Genomic DNA, 24,202 nt, shown 5'->3' on the forward strand with positions numbered 1-24,202 from the left:
GTCCGCGCGCTGCTGCATCGGTTACTCACCCTTGTCTGACGTGTCGCTGTTGGCCCGGGGAGGTGCTGCCCTGGGCTTGTCGGCTGAGAGACCGCTCTGCAATTCGGCCATCCAGACGCCGGGCGCGGGTTCCTCGTGCGCCGTCTCCGCCGGTCCCGGCAGGGGCGTGGTCCGCGTGCCGCGCCCGGTCGCCGGACGACGGCGGCGCCGCTGGGGCAGCCCGCTGGCCGTCCGCTCGGCCTCGGCCGGCGTCCCTTCCTCGGTACGGTCGTCCCCGCGCACCGGGGCGGACCGGTCCGTGTCCACGGCCTCGTGCGTGTCCACTGCCGCACCGGCGTTCGGGTACGCGTCCGGGGACGCGGTGCGCGGTGCGAAATCTTCGGTGGCCGCGCGGGAGGGCGCGCCCTGTGCGGCGGCCGGCCGGTCCGCCGACCGGGGCCCGGACGAGGCGCCGATACCGTGCGCCCGCCCCGTCGCGGGTGCGGTGGTGAGCAGACTCTTCGGCACGGTCAGCACCGCGCGCACGCCTCCGTAGGCGGACGGCGGGAGCGCGACCTTGAAGTCGTAGGCCTGCGCGAGGCGGCCGACCACGGCGAGCCCCAAGCGCGGCGACTCCCCCAGGTCGTTCAGGTCGATGCCGGCCCGTGCCTCCTTGAGCATCCTCTCGGCCCGCGACCGCGCCTCCTCGCTGAGACCGACACCGCCGTCCTCGACCTCGATGGCGATGCCCATGTGCACCTCCACCGCCGTCAGATGGACGCGGGTCTTGGGCGGCGAGTACCGGCTGGCGTTGTCCAGCAGTTCCGCCAGTGCGTGGATGAGCGGCTCGACGGCGGTACCGACGACGGCGACCTCGGCGACGGTGTGCAGCTCCACCCGCTGGTAGTCGAGGATCCGGGACATGGCGCCACGCAGCACGCTGTAGAGGGGCACCGCCTTGCTCCACTGGCGGCCCGGCCGCGCCCCGCCGAGTACGGCGATGCTGTCGGCCAGCCGGCCGATCAGGGCGGTGCCGTGGTCGAGCCGGAGCAGGTCGGCGAAGAACGCCGGTTCCTGGCCGTGCCGGTCTTCCATCGCCCGTAGGTCCGTCGCTTGTTGGTGCACGATGGCCTGGACCCGGCGCGCGATGTTCACCACACCGCGCTGCGCCGAGTCACGCATGCTCTCCTCCGCCTGCACGGCCTCGACGACGGACCGCAGCAGTGCCTGGTGCGCCGCCTGGGACTGCGGGCTGAGCCCCTCGTCCTGAGCCGCGACGGACAGCAGGACGTCCTCGGCGAACTCGCCTTCCTGGAGCCGGGCGACAGCCGCCGGCAGATGCTGCTCGGCCAGCCGGATCGTCGCGGCCTCCTGCCGCCGCAAGTCCTGGAGCAGGGCTGCTTCCCGCGTGGCGTGCTCGGCCCGCAGCGCGGCGGCGTCCCGGCCGCGGCGGGCCGCCTCGGCCGAGACGAGCGCGACGATCGCCGTGGCGATGACTCCGCACCAGATGGCCGGTGCCTTCCCTCCCGCCGGCGCGATCGTCGCGATGACTGCCGTGGCCACGGCCATCAGGCCAGCGGGAACCGACCACGCCGCGGCAAGGCCGGTCGAGGGGCCTCCGGGTGACGACGTAGTACGAACCATCAGCATCCTCAATCATCGAGAAAAGCCAGAACCGACGGGAGACGCGGCACGGGCGACAATCATCGAACTCATTGCGCGAACCAGCCTAATACCGCACCAAGTTCACACAATGAGTTCGCATGTCGAGCCATTCAATTGACACTATATTCACACGTGATCTCCATTCACGCACCGCCTCTGACCTGGACGACAGGCGCCGCGGAGGAGGCCAAAGAGTGACGTCAGTCATGGTGACGTGCACCTCATGGAGATATTCGCGGTGACGGTCTCCCGTATTGTGTGGCGAATAGCGACCCGATGGGCAGTGTGTCCGCTTAGCGGGCGAAGAATTCGCCATCAATTGCCCGGACCGGCGGACGCGCGGTGACCGTAATGAATGTGGGCGACCACGCTCCGCACGGTCTCCCCCTCGGGAGACGGGCCTCGGAGGAGTCAGTCGGACACGGAGAGGCGGCGGTTCCCGGCCGCCCGCTACCTCTCGGCGTCCGCCAGCAGTTGGAGCGCAAGCTGCTGGAGCTCCGGGCCCGCCTTCTCCGGGCTGCCGGTGTCGAAGGGTGGATCGGGGTCGTACTCCACGGCGAGCTGCATCGCCTGCGCCACCTTCTCGTCGGACAGGCGGGCGGCGAGGTGCAGGCCCATGTCGATACCGGCGGAGACCCCCGCCGCGGTGATGATCTTCCCCGCTTCGACGAACCGCCCCGGGGTGTACTCGGCGCCCGCGTCCGCCAGGTAGGAGCGGCCGGCCCAGAAGGTGGTGGCGGGCAGACCGCGCAACAGCCCGGCCGCGCCCAGGATCAGCGAACCCGTGCACACCGAGGTGGTCCACACCGACCGCCGGTGGATGTGGCGTATCCAGTCCAGGACGACGGGGTTCTCCATCGTCGCCTTGGTACCGCTGCCTCCGGGCACCAGCAGCACATCGGCCCGGTCCACACTGTCGAGGGCGCGCTCGGCCACCAGGGTCAGTTCGCCGGTGTCGTTACGGACCAGCCCGGCCTTCTCGGCCACCGTGGTCACCGTCACCCGCGGCACCCGGCACAGCATCTCGTACGGCCCGACCGCGTCGAGCGCGGTGAACCCGTCGTACAGCAACACCGCCACGCGCACCTGCTCCGCCGCCGGTCCACGTGCCGCTTCTGCCTGGAGCTCCGTGCGATGGCTACGGTTCACATCTGCCATGAAGGACGCCCTCCCCTGTGATCACCACCGGCCCGGTGCCGGCACAACCAGTAGTCGGACCACAGCACGGTCGAGTTCCCGGGATCCCGGCCCGCGATCAGGGAGCCGGCCCCGCCGATCAGCTCTGCGTGAAGTGACTGGGCCTGCCGCCCTGCTGTACCAGGCGGCCCAGTCGGGCCGCCTGGTGCCGGGGCATGAGCGTCCAGGTGCCGTCGGTACGGTGCAGGGCTGCCGAGTGCCAGGGAGTGGTCCAGACGTCGGGGGCGTCGAGAAGGCGGATGCCGAATTTGGGGGCGCCGATGGGCTGGGGGTGGATGGACAGGCGTACGGCGCGGGGGTGGTGCTGGGCTATCAGGTCGCCCCAGGCACGGCTGCGCTGGATGACTCCGTACGCGCGGTCGCGGCAGGCGCGTTGAAGGGCGGAGCGGGTGCCCGCGTGGTCGGCGGTGTCGTCGAAGAGGAAGCGGGTGATGCCCCGGTAGAGGGCGAGGGCGTGGTCGTCGGTGCGGACCTCGGCTCGCAGGGCCTCCAGCGTGGGGGCATGGCGCTCGTGGACACGGGCGCGTTTCGTGTCGTGCGGAAGGTCCCCGAGGACGTGGCGCAGGTCGAAGACGGACAGTCTGCTCAGTCCGCATTGGTCCATGACGATGCGGAGTTCGTCGGCGTAGGCGTCGATGTGATCGTCGGGGACGTGGATGAGGTCACCGAACACGTGACCGTCGGAGCAGATGATCAGGCGGGCGCCGGGCGGGTAGATCCGTTCGACCTCGGTGCACAAGGTGTTCAGAAAGGTCAGAGAGAGGCGTTCTCCCTGGTCGGGGAGGTGGCCGAGAACCTTGGCCGGGTTGGGGGACTTGCAGGGGAAGCCGGGCAGGGTGAAGACGATGGGGTTGCCCTCGCGCACGAAATCGGTGATGCGTCGCATCTGGTGGGGGAACGCCTCCGCCGATGCGGGGGCCCGGTCGGTCGTGCGGTGATGGGGCAGGAGCAGGTTCAGGATCGCCGCGCTGATGTCGGTGGCGGGGGCGGTGCTCGGCATGGTCGTCGATGACATGTCGTTCTCCTGAGGTATGCGGGCACGGCGACATGGCGCCCTGGCGTGGGCGGAGCCAGGGCGCCGTTGGTCAGCGGGAGTCGGTCAGCCGGAAGCCGGTGTCAGAGGCGTCGGTCGTAGCCGACGGGGAGGTGGTTGGTGCCCCGGCCGAGGACGGCGGGGATCCATTCGATGTCCTCCTCGCCGGTGGCCAGGTGCAGGCCGGGGAGCCGGGCGAGAAGAGCGCCCAGGGCGACCTGGAGTTCGGCGCGGGCGAGGGCGGCACCGGGGCAGAAGTGGATGCCGTGGCCGAAGGCGAGGTGGGGGTTGGGGCTGCGGTCCAGATCGAGGGTGTCGGGGTCGGGGAAGCGGCGGGGGTCTCGGTTGGCCGCGCACAGGGAGACGATCACCGAGTCTCCGGCCGGGACGCGCGTGCCGTGCAGGTCGTCGTCCTCGGCGAGGAAGCGCCAGGTGGTGAGTTCGAAGGCGCTGTCATAGCGGAGGAGTTCCTCGACGGCGCGCGGCAGGAGCGCGGGGTCCGCGCGCAGACGGGCCATCTGGTCCGGGTGGCGGAAGAGGGCGATCAGAGCGGTGGTGATCTGGTTGGTGACCGGTTCCTGGCCCGCCACGAGGAGCTGGAAGATCATCGAGTCCAGCTCTTCCCGGGACAGTTCGCGGCGGTCGCGTGCGGCCACCAGGCGGCTGAGCAGGTCGTCGTCCCCGTGTTGCCGCTTGTGGGTGACGACGTCGGCGATGTAGCTCTGTAGGCCGTGCAGACGAGCCTCGTACACGGGGCGTTCAGGGTCGGTGGGGCCGACCGGCTGCACGACCTTGCCCCAGTCGCGGTCGAAGCGGGCGGCCAGCTCCTGCGGGAGGCCGATGGCTTCGGCGAGGACCTGGAACGGGAAGTGGGCGGCGAAGCCGGTGACGAGGTCGGCGGGACCGGTCTCGGGCAGGGCGTCGATCAGCGCGTCGGCCAGTTCCTGAAGTCGGGGGCGGAGCTGTTCGACGCGGCGCGGAGTGAAGGCGTCGGTGACGAAGCGCCGCATGCGGGTGTGTTGCGGCGGGTCCTGATGGAGGAGGTGGACCTGGAGCTGGGAGTGCTGCGGCTCGGGCATGATCGAGGCGCGGGCGCGCCAGCGGTCGTTGCCCCGGTCGTGGTTCTTGCCCAGGCGGTCGTCGTTCAGGGCGGCGTGGGCGGCGTCGTAGCCGGTGACCAGCCAGGCGTGCACGCCGCTGGGGAAGAGCACGCGGTGGACGGGTCCGGCCTCGCGCATCTGCTCGTACAGGGGGTAGGGGTTGCTCTTGTAGGGACAGCCCATGAGCGGGACCGGGTCGGGGAGGGAGTCCGACCGGGGCTTGGGTTCGACGGCCGGAACGGGTTCCTGAAGGGTCATGTGGTGCCTCCTCAGAGGGCGAGTTCGGGCTGGTAGTGGTCCAGCCACAGGGCGAGGTCGACGACCCGTTCGAGACGGAGGCGGTGGCCCCACTCCAGGTGGTCGGGCGGGGTGTCGAGGCAGGGTTTGACGCGGGTCTCGTCGGCCAGGGCACGGACCTGTGCGGTGGCCAGGGCGTCGCGGGCCATGTTCTGGAGGCCACGGTTGTAGTCGGGGTGGTGGGTGGCCGGGTAGTGGTTCTTGGGGCGGTACAGCACCGACTCGGGGGCCAGTCCGCTGCCCGTGGCGCGCAGCAGGCTCTTCTCCCGGCCGTCGAAGCTCTTCAGCGCCCAGGGGGTGGCGAAGGCGTACTCGACGAGGCGGTGGTCGCAGTACGGGACGCGCACCTCCAGACCTTGGGCCATGCTCAACCGGTCTTTACGGTGGAGGAGTTGGCGCAGCCAGCGGGTCAGGGACAGGTGCTGCATCTCGCGCTGCCGGTGCTCGGCGGGCGTCTCGCCGTCCAGGTGCGGTACGGCGGCCAGGGCAGCGCGGTACGTGTCGTCGCGGAACTCGCCGATGCGCAGGTCCAGTTCCGGGTTCAGGGGCATGGCGGCCTCGTCTCCCGTGACCAGCAGCCAGGGGAAGGTGTCCGCCGCCAGGGCCTTGGGATTGTGGAACCAGGGGTAGCCGCCGAACACCTCGTCGGCGGCCTCGCCGGACAGGGCGACGGTGGAGTGCCGGCGTATCTTCCCGAACAGCAGGTACAGCGAGGTGTCCATGTCGCCGACGCCGATCGGCGCGTCGCGGGCCACGACGACGGCCTTGCGGTGTTCGGGGTCGAGCAGGGCGCGCGGGTCGAGGACGACGACGCTGTGATCGGTGCCGATGAAGGCCCCCGCCTCGGTGGCGTAGGGGGTGTCGTGGCCGGTGCGCAGGACATCTCCGGTGAACTGCGCGGCCTGGTCGCTGTAGTCGACGGCGTACGAGCGGATGCGGGCGTCCGGTCCTTCCCGCTCGCGGAGTTCGTCGGCGAGCAGGGCGGTCAGGACGGTGGAGTCGAGCCCGCCGGAGAGCAGGCTGCACAGTGGGACGTCGGCCTCCAACTGGTTCCGGGCCGCCGTGCCGACCAGTTCGCGGATCCGCTCCACCGTCGCTTCCCGGTCGTCGGTGTGGGGCGCGGCGTCCAGTTGCCAGTAGCGGCGTTCCCGGATGCCGTCGCGGTCCAGGACGAGCAGCCCGCCGGGCTCCACTTCCCGGACGCCGGACCACACCGTCGGGCCGGTGTTGAACAGCAGGCTGTACGCCTCCCGCAGCCCGTCCGTGTCCACCCGGGGCCGTATCTGCGGGTGGGCGAACAGCGCCTTGGGCTCGGAGGCGAAGGCCAGGCCGCCGTCGACGCGCGCCCAGTACAGGGGCTTGACGCCGAGCCGGTCCCGCACCAGCACCAGCCGCCGGGCGCGTTCGTCCCAGACGGCGAAGGCGAACATGCCCTCCAGGTGCTCGGCCACGTTCTCGCCCCACTCGGCGTAGGCACGCAGGGCCACCTCGGTGTCGCTGCGGGTGTGGAAGGCGTGCCCTCGGCCGCGCAGCTCGGCCCGCAGCTCGTGGTGGTTGTAGACCTCGCCGCTGTAGGTGAGCACGACGGTCGGGTCCCTCGGCCGGTCGGTCATCGGCTGAGCGCCCCCGGCCAGGTCGATGACGGCCAGGCGGCGGTGGCCGATGGCGGCCCGCTCGCCGAGCCAGACGCCGCCCGCGTCGGGACCGCGTGGCGTGAGGGCCCCGGTCATGGCCTCGATGACCGGGGCCTGGGTGCGGGCGTCGCCGTGAAAGGACGCCCAGCCGGTGATTCCGCACATGGGAAGAACTCCTGGGATCAGGGACGGGCGGCGGGAGCCGCACCGGTGGTCTTGTCGGGCACGGTGGCCGACCGTCGGCCGGGCAGGGCGAGCAGCGGTACGGCGAGACAGGCGGCGACGGTGGCCAGGGCGAGCCCGGCGTGTACGCCGTCGCCGGGTCCGGCAAGGCCCCGGACCGCGGTCGCCAGGGCGGGGCCGAGGGTGAAGCCGAGGCTGCGGGCGAGTTGCACCGTGGATCCGACGGTGGCGGTCCGGTCCGGTGGAGCGGCGCCCATGACCAGGGCTTGCGTGGGACCGCCTCCCAGGCCCATGCCGACTCCGGCCAGTGCCAGCCGCCAGGCCACCTCCCACGGTGACCAGTCGTTGCCCAGCGGAACGAGCAGGAGCAGGCCGACCGCGGTGAGCACGGCACCGGTGACGGCCACCGGCCGGGCACCGACGGGGGTCCCCCCTGCTCGAGCGGAGCCGAGAGCTTGGGGGAGGTCGGCGAGGCGTCCACCGAGGGGCCCGGCCACGCCCATGCCGAGTGGGAAGGCCAGGACGGTCAGGCCGGTCGTGGTGGCGCTGACGCCGTCGTCACGCTGGAGGTGCAGGGCGACGACGTAGTGCATGGCGGCGAATCCGGTCGCCAGTGCCAGCACCGCGCCGTGCGCCCGCAGCAGGCCCGAGACCCGCAGCGCCTCCGCCACCGGACGGCCGCCCGGACCGCGTTGCCACCACCACAGCGGCGGAACGGCGGCGACCACGAGCACCAGCCACCCGGGGTCGTCCCACGCCAGGGTCAGCGTCAGCAGCAGCGCCGCAACGCCCGTGGCCACCAGCAGCGCGTCCAGCAGCGACCGGCCGTCGGGCGGACGCGGACGGCCGTCCCTGGGCATCGCCCGCCACACCACGGCCATCGCGAGCAGGCAGAAGGGGATCTTGACGAGGAAGACGTAACGCCAGCCCACGTGGTCCAGCAGCAGACCGCCCACGGCCGGTCCCGCCACCGCTCCCAGCGGGCCCAGGGTCGCCGGGACGCTCATCGCCCGCCCCCGCAGCTCCGGCCGTACCGAACGCATCGCGAGCACCGGCATCAGCACGAACAGCACGGCCCCGAAGGCGCCCTGCGCGAGGCGGGCCGCGATCAGCCAGGCCGCCCGGGGCCCTACGGCCGCCAGCGCGCTACAGAGGCCGAAGCCGGCGGTCGCGACCAGCACGACGGTGCGCGTCCCCCCGCCGTCCAGCCACCGCCCGACGGGCAGCAGGAAGGCCACGACGGGCAGTTGGTACGCGAGCACCGCCCACTGGGCGGTCGCCGCGGAAACCTTCAGCCCGTCGGCGATGTCCGCCAGGGCCACGTTGACGATGTTCATGTCGAGCATCGCCACGAATGCCAGCAGACCCGCCGCGGCCACCAGCGTCCAGCGGTCATTCCCCATGGGTATGTGGCCGGGCCGTGCCGATCCGGAACCTTGCCGTGTCACCCTTTCGTCCCTCACTGTCGTGTCCGGGTGCCGCATGGCTGCCTCGGCCTGTCCCCGGCACCACGGCCGCCTCGGCGCCTGCCGGGCCCCGGTGGTCGAAGGCGATCAGCGGGTCGCCGGTCAGCGGATGGTCGACCACGACGGCCCGTACGCCGAACACGTCGGCCATCAGCGCGGTCGTGAGGACGTCACGCGGTCGGCCGGAGGCGACCACGGCGCCGTTGTGCAGCACGTGCAGCCGGTCGCAGACGGATGCGGCCGCGTTCAGGTCGTGCAGCGACACCAGTGTCGTGCGGCGCTGGGCGCGCAGCAGGGTGAGCAGCTCGACCTGGTGGCGGATGTCGAGGTGGTTGGTCGGCTCGTCCAGCACCAGGACGTCCGGATCCTGCGCGAACGCCCGTGCCAGGAGCACACGTTGGCGCTCACCACCGGACAGGGCCGTGAACCTGCGGCCGGCGTGGCCCTCCATGCCGACGCCGCTCAGTGCCCCCGCGACGATGTCCCGGTCGGCGGCGTCCTCTCCCGCGAAGGCCCGTTTGTACGGTGTGCGGCCCATGGCGACGACCTCGCGCACCGTCAGCTCGAAGTCGCTCCCCCGCTCCTGGGGCAGGGCGGCGACGTGCCGGGCCGACTGGACCGGAGACACCTCACGCAGGTCCCTGCCGTCCAGCAGGACCCGCCCGGCGGCGGGCTTCAGGTGCCGGTAGACGGTGCGCAGGAGGGTGGATTTGCCACTGCCGTTCGGTCCGACCAGGCCCGTGATCTCACCTTCGGCCGCCACCAGGTGTGCACCTGCCACGACCGTACGGCCCGCGTAGGCGACGTGCAGGTCTTCGATGTCGATCCTCAACTGCCGCTCCCCAGCCGCCGGTCCAGCAGATACAGCAGGGCCGGGGCCCCGATGAGGGAGGTGACCACGCCGACCGGCAGCTCCTGGGTGTCCATGGCCGTACGGCAGACGATGTCGACCACGACCAGCAGCAGGGCGCCGAACAGCGCGGAGACGGGCAGGAGCCGCCGGTGGTCGCCACCGAGGACCAGGCGGCAGACGTGCGGCACCATCAGCGCGACGAAGGCGATCGCGCCGGACACCGCGACGAGGACACCGGTCAGCATGCTGGTCACCGTGAACAGCTCGCGGCGCAGCCGGGTGACGTCGATGCCGAGCCCGGCCACCGTCTCGTCGCCCATCAGCAGCGCGTTCAGCCCCCGGGCCCGTGCCTGGAGCCACAGCAGGGCCACCGGAACCGCCACCGCGGGGGCCGCGAGCAGTTCCCAGTTCGCCCCGCCGAGGCTGCCCATGAGCCAGAACAGCACGCTGTGGGTCTGCTGCTCGTCCCCGGCCTGGAGCACGAGATAGCTGGTGAATCCGGACAGGAACTGGCCGATCGCGACCCCGGCCAGCACCAGCCGCAGCGGGGCGAAGCCCCCGCCGCGCCGGGCCACCGCCCACACGAGCGCGAAGGTCGCGAGGGCTCCGGCGAAGGCCGCTCCGGACAGGCCGAGGCCCAGCGCACCGCCCGCACCGAGGCCGAGCACGATCGCGGCCACCGCCCCGAGGGAAGCACCGTTGGAGATGCCCAGCAGATACGGGTCGGCCAGCGGGTTGCGCACCAGCGCCTGCACGGCCGTGCCGACGAGGCCGAGCCCGGCGCCGACGAGGGCGGCCAACAGGGCGCGGGGCACGCGCAGTTGCCACACGATCAGGTCGTTCGTACCCGGTCGCGGCGCCTCGCCGGACAGCCGCCGCCACACCACACCCCACACCTCGCCGGGCGGAATGGATGTCGACCCCCAGGCCACGGCCGCCGTCAGCGCGGCCAGCAGCGTCACGCCGAGAACGAGGGCCACCGGTCCGGCGGGCAGGCTACGCGCGTCCGGAGCGACGTCCGTGGCGTTGCCGCGCAACAGGGTGGCGGCCACCGCTAGCCGACCTTGCCGGGGTGGAGGGCCTTGGCGATCTTCTCGACCGTGCCGGCGTTCCCGACTCCGGCGATGGTGGTCTGCTCGGAGCCGATGCGTACGAAGTGGCCTTCCTCGACGGCCTTCAGGCCCTTGGTGGCCGAGTGGGATCTGAGCCACTTCTCCGCCTCGTCGAACGCCTTCTCGTTCGCCGCCTCGCTGCCCCGGTCGCGGACGCCGAGCTGGATCCAGTCCGGGTTCTTGGCGATCACGTCCTCCCAGCCGACCTGCTTGTAGTCGCCGTCGCAGTCGGCGAAGGCGTTACGGGCCCCGGCCAAGGTGATCACGGCGTTGGCGACCTGGCGGTTGCAGACGACGGTGGGCTGCTTGGTGCCGGCGTCGTAGTCGAAGAAGAAGTACGTCGGGCGCTCGCTCTCCCCCGTACCGCCGACCGCCTTCTGGACGGCGTCCACCTTCGCCCTCATCCCGGCGACGAGTTGCTTCGCCTTCGCACCGGTGCCGGTGACCGCGCCGAGGGAGGTGATGTCGGCCTCGACCGCGGACAGATCGGTGACCGGTTTCTTGTTCGCGGCGGCGCAGGCGGTGGACTTCAGGTAGGTGTGTTTGATGCCGGCCGCCGTGAACTCCTCCTCGGTCGGCGCGTCGCCCATGCCTCCGCCGCCCATGCTTCCCATGGAGGCGAAGGTGTCGATGTACAGGTCGGCGCCGGAGCCGAGCAGCTTCTCCTTGGGAATGACGGTCCGGCCGAGCACCGTGACCTTCTGTGCCTCGGTGTCGAGCGCGCCGGGCAGCGTGCCCTTGCCGGGCGGGAAGCCGGTGCCGATCACCTTGTCGCCCGCGCCGAGGCGGAGCAGCAGTTCCAGGCTGGAGGCGTTGCTGGTGACGATCTTCTTCGGGGCGGCGGAGAACGTGGTCCTGGCGCCCGTGCAGTCGGTGACCGCCACCGGGTACCCGCCGGAGACGGAGTCCCCGGCCTTCCGCGCTCCCGCCGTGTCCTCCCCGCCACCGCACCCCGCCACCAGCACGCCGCCCAGCACCACGGCCGCCGTACCGCTCCACACACGAGAACGCATCGCACAACTCCTGGAATCCATTCGGTACGCGGGCGAACATCCGTCGCCCGTTCCAGTAGTCGCGGCGAACGCACCTTAAGTTCCCGGCCAGTTGCCCGTTGCCGAGCCTCCCGAGGCCCACGCGGAACGGCCCTCCCGGCCCGGTACGGCCGTCCTCATACGAGCACCACGAACGTGACCGCCATCCCCAGCGCCATGGCGCTGTGGCAGGCAAGACCGAACGCGTCGCGCTCGACCGGGGCCGCGGGGCGCCGCGGACCGGTGGCGCCGGCGAGCCGGGCGGCGTCGAAGCTCCGTGCCAGCCACCGCACACCCAGTACGAGCAGCACCGCGGCCAGCAGCCCGGCGGTCAGCCTGGGACCGGTATCGGTGAGAGCCATGGTCATGGTGCCGGAGCCACCGGACATGTCCATCCCCGCCATGCCCGCCATGTCGTGGGAACCGCCGTGTCCCGCCATCGAATGGGAGCCGTGTCCCGCCATCGAGCCGGACGAGACCATCGCGGCGGCCATCCAGGCCATCGCGCCCATCATGACGACGTGTGGGAGGGCGCCCCGTAACGCCCGTGCGCGGGAGGCGGAAGCGGGCCGCGCCAGCGCCACCCCCGCGAACCACATCGCGCCCAGCGTGAACAGCGCGACCTGCGGTCCGGCGGGGAGGTTCATCCCCCAGGGCCACACCATCGCCGCCATGGCGATGGCCATCACCGCGTGCAGCAGGTGTGCGATCCTCTCGACCGCGCCCGGGCCGCCTCCGGCCCGTCCGGGCGCGCCGGTCCGCCACATCGCGTGGAGGGCGGGCACGACGAACAGCAGGGTCAGGATCCAGCGCAGACCCGTGGCGGCGATCATCGGACCACCCCCGGCGTCGTCAGGGGTGCGGGCCGGTGAGGCTCGGACGACTCGCTGCTCCGCGGTATGTGGTCTTCGTGCTCAGGGCCGTTCGGCCGCGTGCCCGCATGTGCGGGCGCGGTCGGCGTGGTCTGCTGGTCGGGCATCGCTGGGCCTTCTCTCAGGCGGCGGCACGGACAGTGGTGAGTGGGGCCACGCGGTCGCGACAGGGACCGCGGAGTACCGCGGCCCCGCCGGGGTCGTCCGCCGTGTGGTCAGGCGGTTGCGAGGCCCGCGACGCCGTATCCCGCTTCGGCGATCGCGGCGCGCACCCGCTCGTCATCGAGCGTGGCGCCGCGCACCGTGACCTCGTTCGACGGAAGGTCGACGCTGACCTCGCTGACCCCGGACACCTCGGAGACCTCCTCGGTGATGCTGGCGACGCAGTGTCCGCAGCTCATGCCGGTGACGATGTAACGGATCTCAGTCATGGTCATTTCTCCTGGTGTACGGAGGTGAGGAAGGTGATGCTTTCGATGGGAATACGCGCATATGAGCGGTGATGTTCACCTGGATCGCGGGCGGTGCCGGTCGGCCGGAGCCGCACCAGTCCAGTAGTCGGGCCTCCGGAGGGGGAAGTTCCGGAGAGTTTCCGTGTCGTGCGTCACAGCACGGGCCACGGCGGGGCAGAGAGTCCTCGCACTGCACACGTCGGACGCCGGGCCCGGGTAGTTCCCGGCCGGGACGGTCTTCTCCTTGTATGACAGAGCCTCCGCCCGGTGAGCGGCCTGCCGCCCCGGCCCGTAATGGTGAGCGGACCCCAGCCGTTTCCGGAAGCCCGTACAGGGGAGTGCCGAAGATGCCGTTGACCGATGCCGCCTCGCCGCCGCGACCGGCGCCCGATGAAGCGGAGCCACGCGGTGCGCGGGTGCGCCGCGCGCTGCCGCCTCCTGCCCTGGGCGGGTTCCTCGTCCTCCTGGTGGTGCTGATGGCCGCCTCCTACGCCGTGGGGCGGGCCGCCGGTCCGGTGGCGCCCGGCATCCACCGGAGCGTGCCGCAGGACGACGGGGGCGGCGGCATGGGCACCCACGGCATGGGGCCGCTGGGCCACAGCGCGTGGACGGAGGCGCGATGAGCGAGCGCCCGGACGCCACGTCCCCTCCGGCCGCCCCGTCCGACGTACCCGCGCACACCACCGACCTGCTGATCGGCGGCATGACGTGTGCGGCCTGTGTGAACCGGGTGGAGAAGAAGCTGGCCCGCGTCGAGGGCGTGAGCGCCACCGTGAACCTGGCCACCGGCACGGCGCGGGTCTCCCACCCGGACACCGTCACCCCGGACGAGCTGATCGCCACCGTCGTGCGAGCCGGTTACACCGCCGAACTCCCGGCCCCCGTCACCGGAACCACGGACGAGGACCCGTCCTCCGCCCAGGACGACTCCGACGGTCAGGACCCCGAAGAAGCCGGTGACCTCGAACGCCTCGTCGTCACCGCGGTGCTGGCAGTGCCCGTGATGGCGCTCTCGATGGTTCCCGCCTGGCAGTTCGACCGATGGCAGCAGGTGTGTTTCACCCTTGCCACACCGGTCGCGATCTGGGGTGCGTACCCCTTCCACCAGCGGGCACTGCGCGGCCTGCGGCACGCCGCGGCCACCATGGACACGCTGGTGTCCCTCGGCGTCCTCGCCTCCTACGCGTGGTCCGCGTACGCGCTGTTCTGGGGCGGTGCGGGCCTGCCGGGCATGCGGATGCCGTTCAGCCTGCTGCCGTCGGCCGACGACGGTGTGCCCCACATCTATCTGGAGGCGGCGGTCGCCGTGCCGCTGTTCGTCCTCATCGGACGGCATCTGGAGGCGCGGGCCAGGCACCGGAGCGGTTCGGCGCTGCGGGCACTCGCCGAACTGGGCGCCAAGGACGTGGAGTTGCGGGAACCGGACGGCAATCGCCGCATCCCCGTGGCCGCGCTCACCACGGGGCAGGAGTTCGTGGTGCGCCCCGGTGAGAAGGTCGCCACCGACGGGGTCGCGGTCGAGGGCGGGTCGGCGCTGGACCTGTCCCTGGTCACCGGCGAGAGCGTGCCGGTGGAGGTGACACCCGGCACCGCCGTCGTCGGCGGAGCCATCAACGCCGGTGGGCTGCTCGTCGTACGGGCCACGGCGGTCGGCGCCGACACCCAACTCGCCCGCATCACACGGCTGGTCACCGAGGCCCAGGCGGGCAAGGCCCGGATGCAACGGCTCGCCGACAAGGTGGCGGGAGTCTTCGTCCCGGTGATCGTGGCCATCGCCGCCACGGTGCTGAGCTTCTGGCTCGGCGCCGGTGCGGCGGGTGAGTCGGCCGTCACCGCGGCCGTGGCCGTCCTCGTCGTGGCCTGCCCCTGCGCGCTGGGGCTGGCCACGCCGACCGCGTTCCTGGTGGCCAGCGGGCGAGGGGCGCAGCTCGGTGTCCTCGTCCGGGGCCCGGAGGCGCTGGAACGGCTGCGCCGCGTGGACACCGCGGTGCTCGACAAGACCGGCACGCTCACCACCGGCCGCATGTCCCTGGCCGATGTGGCGGTGGCGGAGGACGGGCCGGAGACGAAGGAGGTTCTCCGGCTGGCCGCGGCCGTGGAACAGGGCTCCGAGCACCCCATCGGCCGGGCGGTGGTGGCGGCGGCCCGCCGGGACGAGGACGGTGACGCCGGTCTGCCGAAGGTGGCCGACTTCCGGGCCCACCCCGGCGAGGGGGTGTCCGGCAGCGTCGAGGGCCGCCGGGTGCGCGTACGCCGCCCGCGTCCGTCGGAGCCTCTGCCGGACGCGCTGTGCCAGGCGCGGGACGCCGCCGAGCGTGCCGCGCACACCGCCGTGATCGTGGAGATCGACGACCGGCCCACCGCGTTGCTCGCCGTCGGGGACACCCTGCGGCCCACCAGCCGCGAGGCGGTGGAGGCGATGCGCGCGCTGGGCATCGAGCCGGTGCTGGTGACCGGTGACGGGACCGCCCCGGCGCAGGCGATGGCCGAACGGGCGGGCATCGAGAGGGTCCATGCCGGGGTGACCCCGGAAAGAAAGGAAGAGATCGTCACCGCGCTGCGCGCCGAGGGCCGGTGCGTCGCGGTGATCGGCGACGGGGTCAACGACGCCGCCGCGCTGGCCTCCGCCGACCTGGGCATGGCGATGGGCGGCGGCACGGACGCCGCGATCGGCGCGGCCGACATCACCCTCGTACGGGAGGACATGCTGGCCGTCGTCGACGCCATCCGGCTCACCCGGCGCACGCTGAGCACCATCCGCGCCAACCTCGCCTGGGCCTTCGGCTACAACGTGGTCACCGTTCCGCTGGCCGCGACCGGCTGGCTCAACCCCATGGTCGCGGCCGCGGCCATGTCCGCGAGTTCGGTCCTGGTCGTCACCAACAGCCTGCGGCTGCGGGCCTACGCCCCGGACGGGCGGCGGACCGGCACACCGCCCGCTCCCCTCGCGTCCCATGACTCAGGGGTCACCGAGCACGGCCGTACGGGCCGTACGGGAAGGAAGAACGATGCCCTCAGTGACCGATGACCGCACCCCGCCGCGGCGCCCTCTGCGAGAGGCGGTGACCCGGGGAGCGCGGGCGGCACTGGTACCGGTGGGCGGCTGCGCGCTGGCCCTGGCCCTGCTCACCGGCTACACGGCGACCGGCGCGGCGGGAGAGCCCGTCCCGCAGATCGAGGTCGGCGCCGGCCGCATCATCCAGTCCCCCGAGCAGGCGGCCGCCGCGTACTTCGAAATCCGCAACACCGGGGACAAGGACGACACCCTGGTCTTCGCCGACTCCCCGCAGCTGGGAGTCTCCATGCTGCGCGAGCCCGACAGAAGAAAGCCGGGTGCCGTCCGGCGGGCGAAGAAGGTGACCATCCCCGCGCACAGCACGCTGCGGATGAAGCGGGGAGGCATCCATGTCGCCGTCCTCGACCCGCCGATGCTGAAGCCGGGCGAAAGGGTGTCCTTCAACCTGTGGTTCACCGGCCGCGGCCGGGTGGGGGCCGAGGCGATGCGCTCGCATCTCATCGAGCCGTGAGATCACAGCCTGGTCGATCCGGGAAGCACGAGCACGCCTCCGGATTGATGCACATGACGCATCGACAGATCTCGGGTCCGGTGCTGGACACCCTGTGGACACGGCTTGGAGACTCACCCATGACAGGGCGACGCCCGCCACCTGCCTCGCCCCGGAACGACGCCGCTCGGCCGCGCGTCGGCGTTCACCACACCGTACGGATCGTTCTCGGTTCACCGCACCAGGCAATCGGCTCCATGTCCGGCCTTCGCGGGCCGCCCGACACCTTACGGAGGACCCATGAGAGACATCACCAGACGTACGGCGCTCACCATGGCCGCGGGTACCGTCACCGCCTCGACGGTGATCAACGCGGCCGCCGCGGCGGCCGATGCCCCGGCGCCGGGACGACCGGCGCCATCCGGAGCCGGTCCCGCTCTGCGAACCGCCCTCATCACACGGGTGACGCCCAGGAACAACTGGCGGGTGACCGCCGTCGCCATCCGCTACGCGCACCCCCTCCACATGCGCGGTGGCGTCATCCCGCCCTCCGCGTTCCAGGTCACCGCCGACCTCGGCAGGCAGAGCACGGCCCGAACGGTCACCCGGGCCTACCCGAGCACCGCGGTCAGGACGGACGACCTCCCCGACGCCGGGCGGCCGGGCAGATATCTCATCCTCGAGCTCGACCCGGACGACACCGGTGCGCAGGCCTCCGGCGCCGACCCGCTTCCGCTCCACCGCGCCTACGCCGTCCGGCAGGTGGCCGACGTGAGGACCCCCGGCGGCGACCTGGTCCTCCCGGCCGGTCCGTTGACCATCCGGAACGACGACGTCATCACCCCGGTGGTCGACGACTTCACCGCGGGATCGTTCACCGACTCCACGGGGTTCGAGCTGGCCTTCCGGCTCTATCAGCCGGAAGGGTTCGTACGGAGTCCGGGAGCGGCCACCCGGTATCCGCTCGTCGTCACCCTGCACGGCGGCGGCGAAGTCGCCGACAACAACATGACCCAGCTCACCGCCAATCGCGTCGCCGTCACCTTCGCCAAGCCGGAACGCCAGCGCCGGCACCCCGCGTTCGTGCTCGCACCCCAGATCCCCCTGCCCCGCCCCATGGACGGACCCGACAACACGGACTGGACCGACCCCAAGGTCCGAGCGGCACTGGTCGAACTCATCGACACCTTCACGACGCAGCGCCCCGTCGACGCGCGTCGGCTCTATCTCGTCGGCCTGTCATCAGGTGCGCGAGGCATCTTCAACCTGCTCCCGAGCCATCCCCACACCTTCGCCGCGGCCCTGGCCACCGCCGGCTGGGGCGACGCGTCGACCATGGACCGCATCACGCACATCCCGATCTGGGCCGACCACTCCATCGACGACCCAGTGGTCCCCTACCGCGAGGGACGGTTCGGCAAGCCCGGCACCTGGACGCTGATGAACGCGCTGGAGCGCGCCGGTGCACAGATCACCCGCGGGGAGTGGGCCAACGACCTGCCCGAGCCGGAGTTCGAGGCCCGGTCCAGGGCCCTGCTGAACCGGGCACGCCGGGCCGGCAGCCACGTGCTGTTCACCAGCTACACGACCGGAACGACACCGGTGAGCCCACACTTCGCGTGGGCCCAGACCTATGAGAACGACGTCGTCATCGACTGGCTCTTCGATCAATCCCGTGAGCCCTGACTCAGCTCGGTGTCGACGGCCCGGTCCAGTCGGCTGCCACCTGACCGATGCGCACCCGCTGCGGGTGGTCGCCGACCGCCACGGACGCGGTCTTCTCGCCCGTCGCGAAGTCGATCGCGGTGACCCGGTCGGCACCGCTCTCGGAGACGACGCAGGAGGTGCCGTCACCGCTCACCGTCGCCCAGTACGGCTTCGAGGTCGGCACCAGGGGGCCTTCCTGAAGCGATTCCCGGTCCACGACGGTCGCGTAGTCGTCCATCGTCCCGGCCACGCACAGCTTCTTGCCGTCGGGGCTCATCGACAGGCCGTGGTGGCGGGAGTCGTTGACCCAGGTGGTGCGGTCCTCACTGGTCGCCGGATTCTTCGGGAGGGTTTTCGCGCGGGTGATCTTGTCCTTGGCCACGTCGTACTCCAGGAACCCGTTGAAGAAGGAGACCTGGAAGTAGAGCTTGGACTCATCGGGGGTGAAGGCGACGGGCCGGACGGCGTCGGACAGGTCCTTGCGGCCGAAGGCGTCGAGCCGTTCGCGCATGTCGATGACCTTGACCTGCCGGTACGTGTTCGCGTCGACCACGGTGATGCGCCGGTCACCCTTCGTCCAGTCCATCGACGGATCGTCCAGGGCGGTGTTGACCTCGCCGATCGACATGTTCCAGAGGTACTTTCCGCCCTCGGTGAAGACGTTCTCATGGGGCTTGTCACCGGCGGGGAACGAACCGAGTTGCCTACCCGTCTCGATGTCGAGGACGTGCACCGTATTCGACGTCGAAGCCGACACCGCCACGCGTTTGCCGTCGGGCGACACGGCCATGTGGTCCGCGCGGAATCCCGACACGGGGAAGCGCCAGTTGATGGCGCCCGTCGCGACGTCGATGGAGACCACGTCGGCGAAGCTGGGCCGGGAGACGACGATGGCGGAGCCGTCCGGGGTCGAGTACATGTCGTCCACGAACTGGTCGTGTCCTTCCCCCGGGCCCAGCCGGATCCCCAGGAAGAAGGCGAGCTTGACGGGGTTGAGGTAGATCTCGGTGAGCCGCTGGTCCTTGTCCGGTATGACGTTGATCCGGCCGATCCTGGCCAGGTCGCCACTGGGCTTGATGACGTCGGCGGTGCCGTCCCAGTTGTTGCCCACGAACATCACCTCCCGCAGGCCGGGGGCCTTGCCCTGCGCGGAGGCGTTCACCGCCGTGGAACCGGTCATGGCCAGTGCCACGGCAGCGGCGAGGGAGAGAACCATTCGGGTGGAGCCACGGTGCTCGGGAGGCATGGTCACTCCATTGGAGGTGGGGGGTCTGTCATCGTCGGGGCGCCACCTACTGGAAAGTAATGAAGGCGGATGCCGCTCACAAGAGTTCTGACGGCAAAAAATGACAGCCACTCAACTTCGCTCGCGCCTACCGCCGGTGCGGCTGCCCAGAAAGCAGCCGCCGCCGCGCTCACAGGCGCTCATCACGCGTCGGCCGCCGCGTAGACCCGCTCACCCCCCACAAGGGTCTGGAGCACCCGGCAGTCGGCGATCTCCTCACATGGCCCGTCGAAGGGGTCGCGGTCGAGGACGACCAGATCGGCGAGTTGGCCGGGGGCGATGGTGCCCGTGTCATCCGCGTGGTTCACATACGCGCTGCCCGCCGTGTACGCGGCGATGGCCGCCGCCAGGCCGATGCGCTGCTCGGGGAGGAAGGGCGCGGTCCCCTCGGGGGCGTCCGGCAGTCGGCGGTTGACCGCGACATGGATGCCCTCCAGCGGATCCGGGCTGCTGACCGGCCAGTCGCTGCCCGCGGCGAGTGTGGCCCCGGCCCGCAGCAGCCCGCCGAAGGGGTACTGCCATCCGCCGCGCTCGGCGCTGAGGAAGGGCAGTGTCAACTCGTCCATCTGGGGCTCATGCGCGGCCCACAGGGGCTGGATGTTGGCGGTGGCGCCGAGCGTGCGGAAGCGCGGGATGTCGGATGGGTGGACCACCTGGAGATGTGCCAGATGAGGGCGGGTGTCACGGTGGCCGTTGGCGGTCCGCGCGGCCTCCACCGCGTCCAGCGCCTCCCGTACGGCCCGATCGCCGAGCGCGTGGAAGTGGACCTGGAAGCCGTGTGCGTCCAGCGCGGTGACGTACTTCCTCAGCTCCCGCGGATCGACGAAGCTGATGCCGGAGTTGTCGGAGGCACAGCCGCAGCCGGTGAGATAGGGGCCGAGCATCGCCGCGGTGTGGTTCTCGGCCACACCGTCCTGCATGATCTTCACGGTCGTGGCGCGCAGCGCCCGGCCGCGCCCGGTCGCCTCCCGGCGGGCGAGCAGCTCCGGGATCTGCTCGGCGCCGCGCGCCCGGTCCCACCACAGCGCGCCGACCACCCGGGCGGTGAGCAGGCCGCCGTCGAGGGCGGCGTGGTACGCGGGCGTCGGGTCGGCCATGTTGGCGTAGGAGCCCACGATGGCGTCCTGCCAGGCGGTCACCCCGAGTGCGTGCAGTACGGACTGGGCGCGCAGCAGCGCGGCGGTCTGCTCGGCGAGCGTGACCTCGGGCAGCAGCGTGCCGACCAGGGATGCCGCGCCTTCCTGGAGCATGCCGGTGGGGTTGCCCCGCTCGTCCCGCTCGATCCGGCCGTCCACGGGATCGGGGGTACCGGCGTCGATCCCCGCGAGCTGGAGGGCGCGGGTGTTGACCCAGGCGCCGTGATGGTCGCGGTTGGGCAGATAGACCGGCCGGTCGGGGACGATCGTGTCGAGCATCGCGGCCGTCGGCGTGCCACCGGGGAAGGCTTCCATGGACCAGCCGCCACCGGCGATCCACCCGAGGTCCCGGTGCTGATCGGCGTAGTCGGCCACCCGCCGCAGATACTCCTGCGGGTCGGTGGAGTCCCCGAGATGGCACTGTCCGAGTTCGATACCGGCGCCCAGCGGATGGACATGGGCGTCCTGGAAGCCGGGCAGCAGCAGCCGCCCGGCGAGGTCCACCACCTCGGTGCCGGGGCCGATCAGATCATTCACCTCCTCCCGGCCGACGGCGATGACACGCTCCCCGCGTACCGCGACGGCGGTGGCGCGGCCGCGCGCCGGATCGACGGTGTGCACCGGGCCACCGGTGAAGACGAGATCGGCGGTGGTGTCGGACATCAGATGTGCTCCAGGGATCGATGGTCGCCGGGTCATGCCGGACGGGCCGGCATGACCCGAGGAGGAGTGAAAGGGTCAGGAAGCGGTCCCGGCAGGGTGGTCCATCTGGTCCATCGGCAGCCGCAGCCGCTCCCCATCCGTGCCGCGCCCGGTGACGAAGTACGGCGAGCACCGCCGGTACTTGGCCCATGCGGCCATGGCCAGGCCGGAGGCCACGATCGCGCAGGGCAGGGAGAACATGAACCACCCGTTGTCCGGGCTGAGTTCGAAGTGGTCGGTCCCGGTCAGATACGAGTAGCCGAGATAGCCGCCGATGGCGAACAGCGCCAGCCCGGAGGCGGCCGGTACCCCCACCGCGAGCAGCGCCTCGCGCACCCCCGCACGGAGGGTGGAGCGGAAGCGCACGGCGCAGGCGATCGCCGTCAGTCCGTAATAGAGGGCGACGACGAGGCCGATGGAGTTCACGGCCGCCAGGATCATGTCGTTCAGCTCGGGGATGGCCAGGGCGAGGAGGGCGACGGCGGTCGCGACGGCCATGACGAGGACGGTACCGATGGCCGGTGTTCCGTACCGGGGGTGGATACGGGTCCACACCGGCCCCATCGTGCGATCCCGGCCCATGGCCAGCAGTCCGCGGGCGGTGGGAATGACCGACGACTGGACGGACGCCACGGCCGAGAACATCAGGGCGAGCAGGGGCACGCCGGCCCAGGGTTCGGCGGCCAGCTCGGCGCCCAGATACGGAAGCGCCTGCGGGCCGTTCCGGATCAACTCGGGCAGGCTCATCTCCCGCTGGAAGGCGACCGAGGCGAAGACGAACAGGCCGAGCATGGCGAAGAGGGCGATGAAGCCGCCGCGGGCCGGGTTGCCGACGTCCTTTGTCTCCTCGGTGAGGCTGAACGCCGCGTCCCAGCCCCAGAAGAAGAACACCGCAAGGACCAGGCCCTGGGCGAACGCCGTGCCGCTCTCGATCGCGAAGGGGTTGAACCACGCCAGCGACAGCTCGTGCTCACCGGTGATCAGGGCCCAGCCGCAGAAGATCAGCAGCACGGCGTATTCGAAGATCAGCAGGCCCGCCTGGAGACGGGTGGCGCTGCGCACCCCGGTGACGGCCATGGCGGTCACGGCGGTGAGGACCACCAGCCCGATGACGGTGCTCGTGGCGGTGGAGTTCGGGTCCAGGGCGAACCCGGCGACGCTGGTGACATGCGCCTTGGCGGCGAGCTGGATGATCACTGAACCGGTGACGGCGCTGGTGTACGCCAGGAAGATGATCACGCCGACGATGTTGACCCAGCCGGTGAGGAAGCCCGGCCAGGGCCCGAGGGAGGAGCCGACCCACACATAGCCGCTGCCGCAGTTCGGCTCGGACCGGTTGAGCCGGGCGTACGCGCAGGCGATCCCGAGCATGGGCAGGAAGGCCAGCAGCAGGAGGACGGGGGCCTGGAGCCCGACGGTCGCGACGAGCGTGCCCATGCCGATGGCGATGCTGGTGGTGGCCGCCGTACTGGAAGCGGCGATGGCGACGCCGTCGACGACGCCGAGCGAACGGCGCAGCTCGGCGGGGTGATGGGACATGACGGGCTCCTCACTGAGGGAGGGAACGGGGAAGAGCCGTACGGATGCCGCGCATCGAATAACGGCCACCCATCTTGCGTCAATGGTGTTGACATAAGGCTGCGGGCGCCCTTCACTGCCCAGAACAACGACTCAACACCAGCGACACGGCGGCGGAGAGGGGTTCACCATGGCCGGTGCGGCGGGAGACCGGGTCTCTCATGAGCGCAGACGGCGTCGTCCCACCCGCTCGGGCACGCTGCTGTCCGCCGAGCTGATCGTCGACTGCGCGCTACGGCTGATCGGCGAGCACGGCCCGGAGGCGCTCAGCGTGCGCCGCCTCGGAGCGGCCCTGGGCTGCGATCCGAGCGCGGTCTACCGCTACTTCCACAACACCGACGATCTGCTGCTCGCCGTCGCCGACCGGATCATCGGCCAATCGATGGACGGCTTCGTCCCCGGCCCGGACTGGGTGGCCTCGCTGCGGGAGATGGCCCTGCGGGTCCGCGACTCCTACCGCGCCCATCCGCGCGCCGCGGTGCTGGCCTCGTACCGGGTGACCCGCCGGGAGAACGAGTTCCGGGCGGTCGAGACCGGTGTCGGCATCCTGGTACGGGCGGGCTTCGAACCCGCCCGCGCCCTCCGCCTCTATCTGGCCTTCATCGACACCGTCCTCGGTCACGCGGCCCTCGACGCGGCCGCTCTCGCGCTGCCCCCCGCCCAACGGCAGGGCGACAGCCAGGCGTCCACCCGGGCGTATCAGTCGGTCTCCGCCGAGACCTATCCGCTGCTGGCCGCCCTACGTGAGGACCTGGACGCGCTGGCGGAAAGCTCCTTCGAGCCCGCCCTCGAACTGATGCTGTCCGCGCTCGCGGCACAGGCCCACCCGCCCCGAGACGTAGCCGGACCCACGGCGTAAACGGAACCGGGACGCCCAACAGGCCCTGAACGCGGTCAAGTTGGCGGTGCCGGGGACACCTCGGGGTTGCCGGTTCCGGCAGCCCCGAGAACTCGCGTCATCACAGGTCACACGGCACGTCTTCGCCGTCAAGGCTCCCGCAGGCAGTCACCGCTCGGTGGATCCAACTTCAAAGCTTGAGCACAAATTGCACACATCTCTTCTTCAGACCGGCCCCCATGTTCTAGATTGACCCGTGCTTCACATGTTTGGACACGAGCGACAAATAATGATCTTCAGGTCGGGCGCTACGGACAGCCAGCAGGCTCGTTCCCGGCGCCAGACGTGGGGTTGATCAATTCCTGGAGCCTGAGAGGGGCCTTGGGGTGTGGGGAGCACCCGGGGTTTCGACGGGTTCCGGCGCACCTCAAGAGTCCGGCAGGACATGCGAGTCCGCTCCCGTCCGAGTTGGGTGTCCAAGTAGCGCTGCAATATCGGGGATGTCATCCGCCGGGGGGCGGGGGTCTCCCGAGGGGAGGAACAGCGCGGCGCGGGGGGCGGGGGGCCTCCCGAGGG

Annotated in this window: 19 protein-coding genes; 5 read left to right on the forward strand and 14 right to left on the reverse strand. The window is 71.3% G+C overall.

The genetic code is table 11. The features are described from left to right. Nucleotides 1-21: 21 nt before the first annotated feature. The 11 genes from EEJ42_RS14780 to EEJ42_RS14830 form a co-directional block, all read right to left on the reverse strand. Nucleotides 22-1,548, reverse strand: a complete 1,527-nt coding sequence (locus tag EEJ42_RS14780) for a sensor histidine kinase (protein ID WP_246096726.1) — start codon at nt 1,546-1,548, stop codon at nt 22-24. Nucleotides 1,549-2,094: 546 nt separating this feature from the next. Then, nucleotides 2,095-2,802 (reverse strand): DJ-1/PfpI family protein, encoded by a 708-nt coding sequence (locus EEJ42_RS14785; RefSeq protein WP_246096727.1) that lies wholly within the window; start codon nt 2,800-2,802, stop codon nt 2,095-2,097. Nucleotides 2,803-2,920: 118 nt separating this feature from the next. Further along, complete coding sequence (locus EEJ42_RS14790; RefSeq protein ID WP_123100410.1) at nt 2,921-3,856, reverse strand: L-tyrosine/L-tryptophan isonitrile synthase family protein; 936 nt, start codon at nt 3,854-3,856, stop codon at nt 2,921-2,923. A gap of 101 nt (nt 3,857-3,957) precedes the next feature. Then, nucleotides 3,958-5,232: a cytochrome P450 family protein gene (locus EEJ42_RS14795; RefSeq protein ID WP_123100411.1), complete on the reverse strand. Its 1,275-nt coding sequence runs from the start codon at nt 5,230-5,232 to the stop codon at nt 3,958-3,960. Nucleotides 5,233-5,243: 11 nt separating this feature from the next. After that, nucleotides 5,244-7,070, reverse strand: a complete 1,827-nt coding sequence (gene asnB / locus EEJ42_RS14800; RefSeq protein WP_123100412.1) for an asparagine synthase (glutamine-hydrolyzing) — start codon at nt 7,068-7,070, stop codon at nt 5,244-5,246. A gap of 17 nt (nt 7,071-7,087) precedes the next feature. Continuing rightward, nucleotides 7,088-8,491 (reverse strand): MFS transporter, encoded by a 1,404-nt coding sequence (locus EEJ42_RS14805; protein ID WP_246096728.1) that lies wholly within the window; start codon nt 8,489-8,491, stop codon nt 7,088-7,090. Next, on the reverse strand, nt 8,481-9,386 hold the full coding sequence (locus EEJ42_RS14810) for an ABC transporter ATP-binding protein (protein WP_246096729.1): 906 nt from the start codon (nt 9,384-9,386) through the stop codon (nt 8,481-8,483). Before EEJ42_RS14810 ends, EEJ42_RS14805 begins: the two co-directional genes overlap by 11 nt. After that, nucleotides 9,383-10,459 carry a FecCD family ABC transporter permease gene (locus EEJ42_RS14815; RefSeq protein ID WP_123100414.1) on the reverse strand — a complete coding sequence of 359 codons (1,077 nt, stop codon included), beginning with the start codon at nt 10,457-10,459 and terminating at the stop codon, nt 9,383-9,385. The genes EEJ42_RS14810 and EEJ42_RS14815 overlap by 4 nt, the downstream gene beginning before the upstream one ends. A gap of 2 nt (nt 10,460-10,461) precedes the next feature. Then, complete coding sequence (locus EEJ42_RS14820) at nt 10,462-11,532, reverse strand: ABC transporter substrate-binding protein (RefSeq protein ID WP_184503093.1); 1,071 nt, start codon at nt 11,530-11,532, stop codon at nt 10,462-10,464. A gap of 155 nt (nt 11,533-11,687) precedes the next feature. Then, the gene (locus EEJ42_RS14825) at nt 11,688-12,383 is read right to left on the reverse strand and encodes a DUF5134 domain-containing protein (protein WP_123100415.1); all 696 of its coding nucleotides are present in this window, start codon (nt 12,381-12,383) and stop codon (nt 11,688-11,690) included. A gap of 254 nt (nt 12,384-12,637) precedes the next feature. Next, complete coding sequence (locus tag EEJ42_RS14830) at nt 12,638-12,853, reverse strand: heavy-metal-associated domain-containing protein (RefSeq protein WP_123100427.1); 216 nt, start codon at nt 12,851-12,853, stop codon at nt 12,638-12,640. 368 nt (nt 12,854-13,221) lie between these two features. Between EEJ42_RS14830 and EEJ42_RS14835 the strand changes: the two genes are divergently transcribed. From EEJ42_RS14835 to EEJ42_RS14850, 4 genes are all read left to right on the forward strand, one after another. After that, complete coding sequence (locus tag EEJ42_RS14835) at nt 13,222-13,497, forward strand: hypothetical protein (protein ID WP_246096730.1); 276 nt, start codon at nt 13,222-13,224, stop codon at nt 13,495-13,497. Beyond that, a complete protein-coding gene (locus EEJ42_RS14840; protein WP_123100417.1) occupies nt 13,494-15,902 on the forward strand; it encodes a heavy metal translocating P-type ATPase in 2,409 nt (802 codons plus the stop codon). The genes EEJ42_RS14835 and EEJ42_RS14840 overlap by 4 nt, the downstream gene beginning before the upstream one ends. Next, complete coding sequence (locus EEJ42_RS14845) at nt 15,883-16,401, forward strand: copper chaperone PCu(A)C (RefSeq protein WP_123100418.1); 519 nt, start codon at nt 15,883-15,885, stop codon at nt 16,399-16,401. Before EEJ42_RS14840 ends, EEJ42_RS14845 begins: the two co-directional genes overlap by 20 nt. 279 nt (nt 16,402-16,680) lie before the next feature. Beyond that, nucleotides 16,681-18,066 carry a PHB depolymerase family esterase gene (locus tag EEJ42_RS14850; protein WP_123100419.1) on the forward strand — a complete coding sequence of 462 codons (1,386 nt, stop codon included), beginning with the start codon at nt 16,681-16,683 and terminating at the stop codon, nt 18,064-18,066. A 1-nt stretch (nt 18,067) separates the two neighbouring features. Here EEJ42_RS14850 and EEJ42_RS14855 read toward each other — a convergent pair whose 3' ends face one another. The 3 genes from EEJ42_RS14855 to EEJ42_RS14865 all read right to left on the reverse strand — a co-directional run bounded on the left by EEJ42_RS14855 (nt 18,068) and on the right by EEJ42_RS14865 (nt 22,749). Next, nucleotides 18,068-19,333 carry an outer membrane protein assembly factor BamB family protein gene (locus EEJ42_RS14855; protein ID WP_123100420.1) on the reverse strand — a complete coding sequence of 422 codons (1,266 nt, stop codon included), beginning with the start codon at nt 19,331-19,333 and terminating at the stop codon, nt 18,068-18,070. A 182-nt stretch (nt 19,334-19,515) separates the two neighbouring features. Continuing rightward, nucleotides 19,516-21,171, reverse strand: coding sequence for an amidohydrolase (locus tag EEJ42_RS14860; RefSeq protein ID WP_123100421.1), 1,656 nt, complete (start codon nt 21,169-21,171; stop codon nt 19,516-19,518). 75 nt (nt 21,172-21,246) lie between these two features. Beyond that, nucleotides 21,247-22,749 carry an APC family permease gene (locus EEJ42_RS14865; protein ID WP_123100422.1) on the reverse strand — a complete coding sequence of 501 codons (1,503 nt, stop codon included), beginning with the start codon at nt 22,747-22,749 and terminating at the stop codon, nt 21,247-21,249. Between the two features lie 169 nt (nt 22,750-22,918). Here EEJ42_RS14865 and EEJ42_RS14870 point away from each other — a divergent pair, with 169 nt between their 5' ends. Next, complete coding sequence (locus EEJ42_RS14870) at nt 22,919-23,647, forward strand: TetR/AcrR family transcriptional regulator (RefSeq protein ID WP_123100423.1); 729 nt, start codon at nt 22,919-22,921, stop codon at nt 23,645-23,647. Nucleotides 23,648-24,202 lie beyond the last annotated feature (555 nt).

The organism is Streptomyces botrytidirepellens, from assembly GCF_003721215.1.
Lineage (GTDB): Bacteria > Actinomycetota > Actinomycetes > Streptomycetales > Streptomycetaceae > Streptomyces > Streptomyces himastatinicus.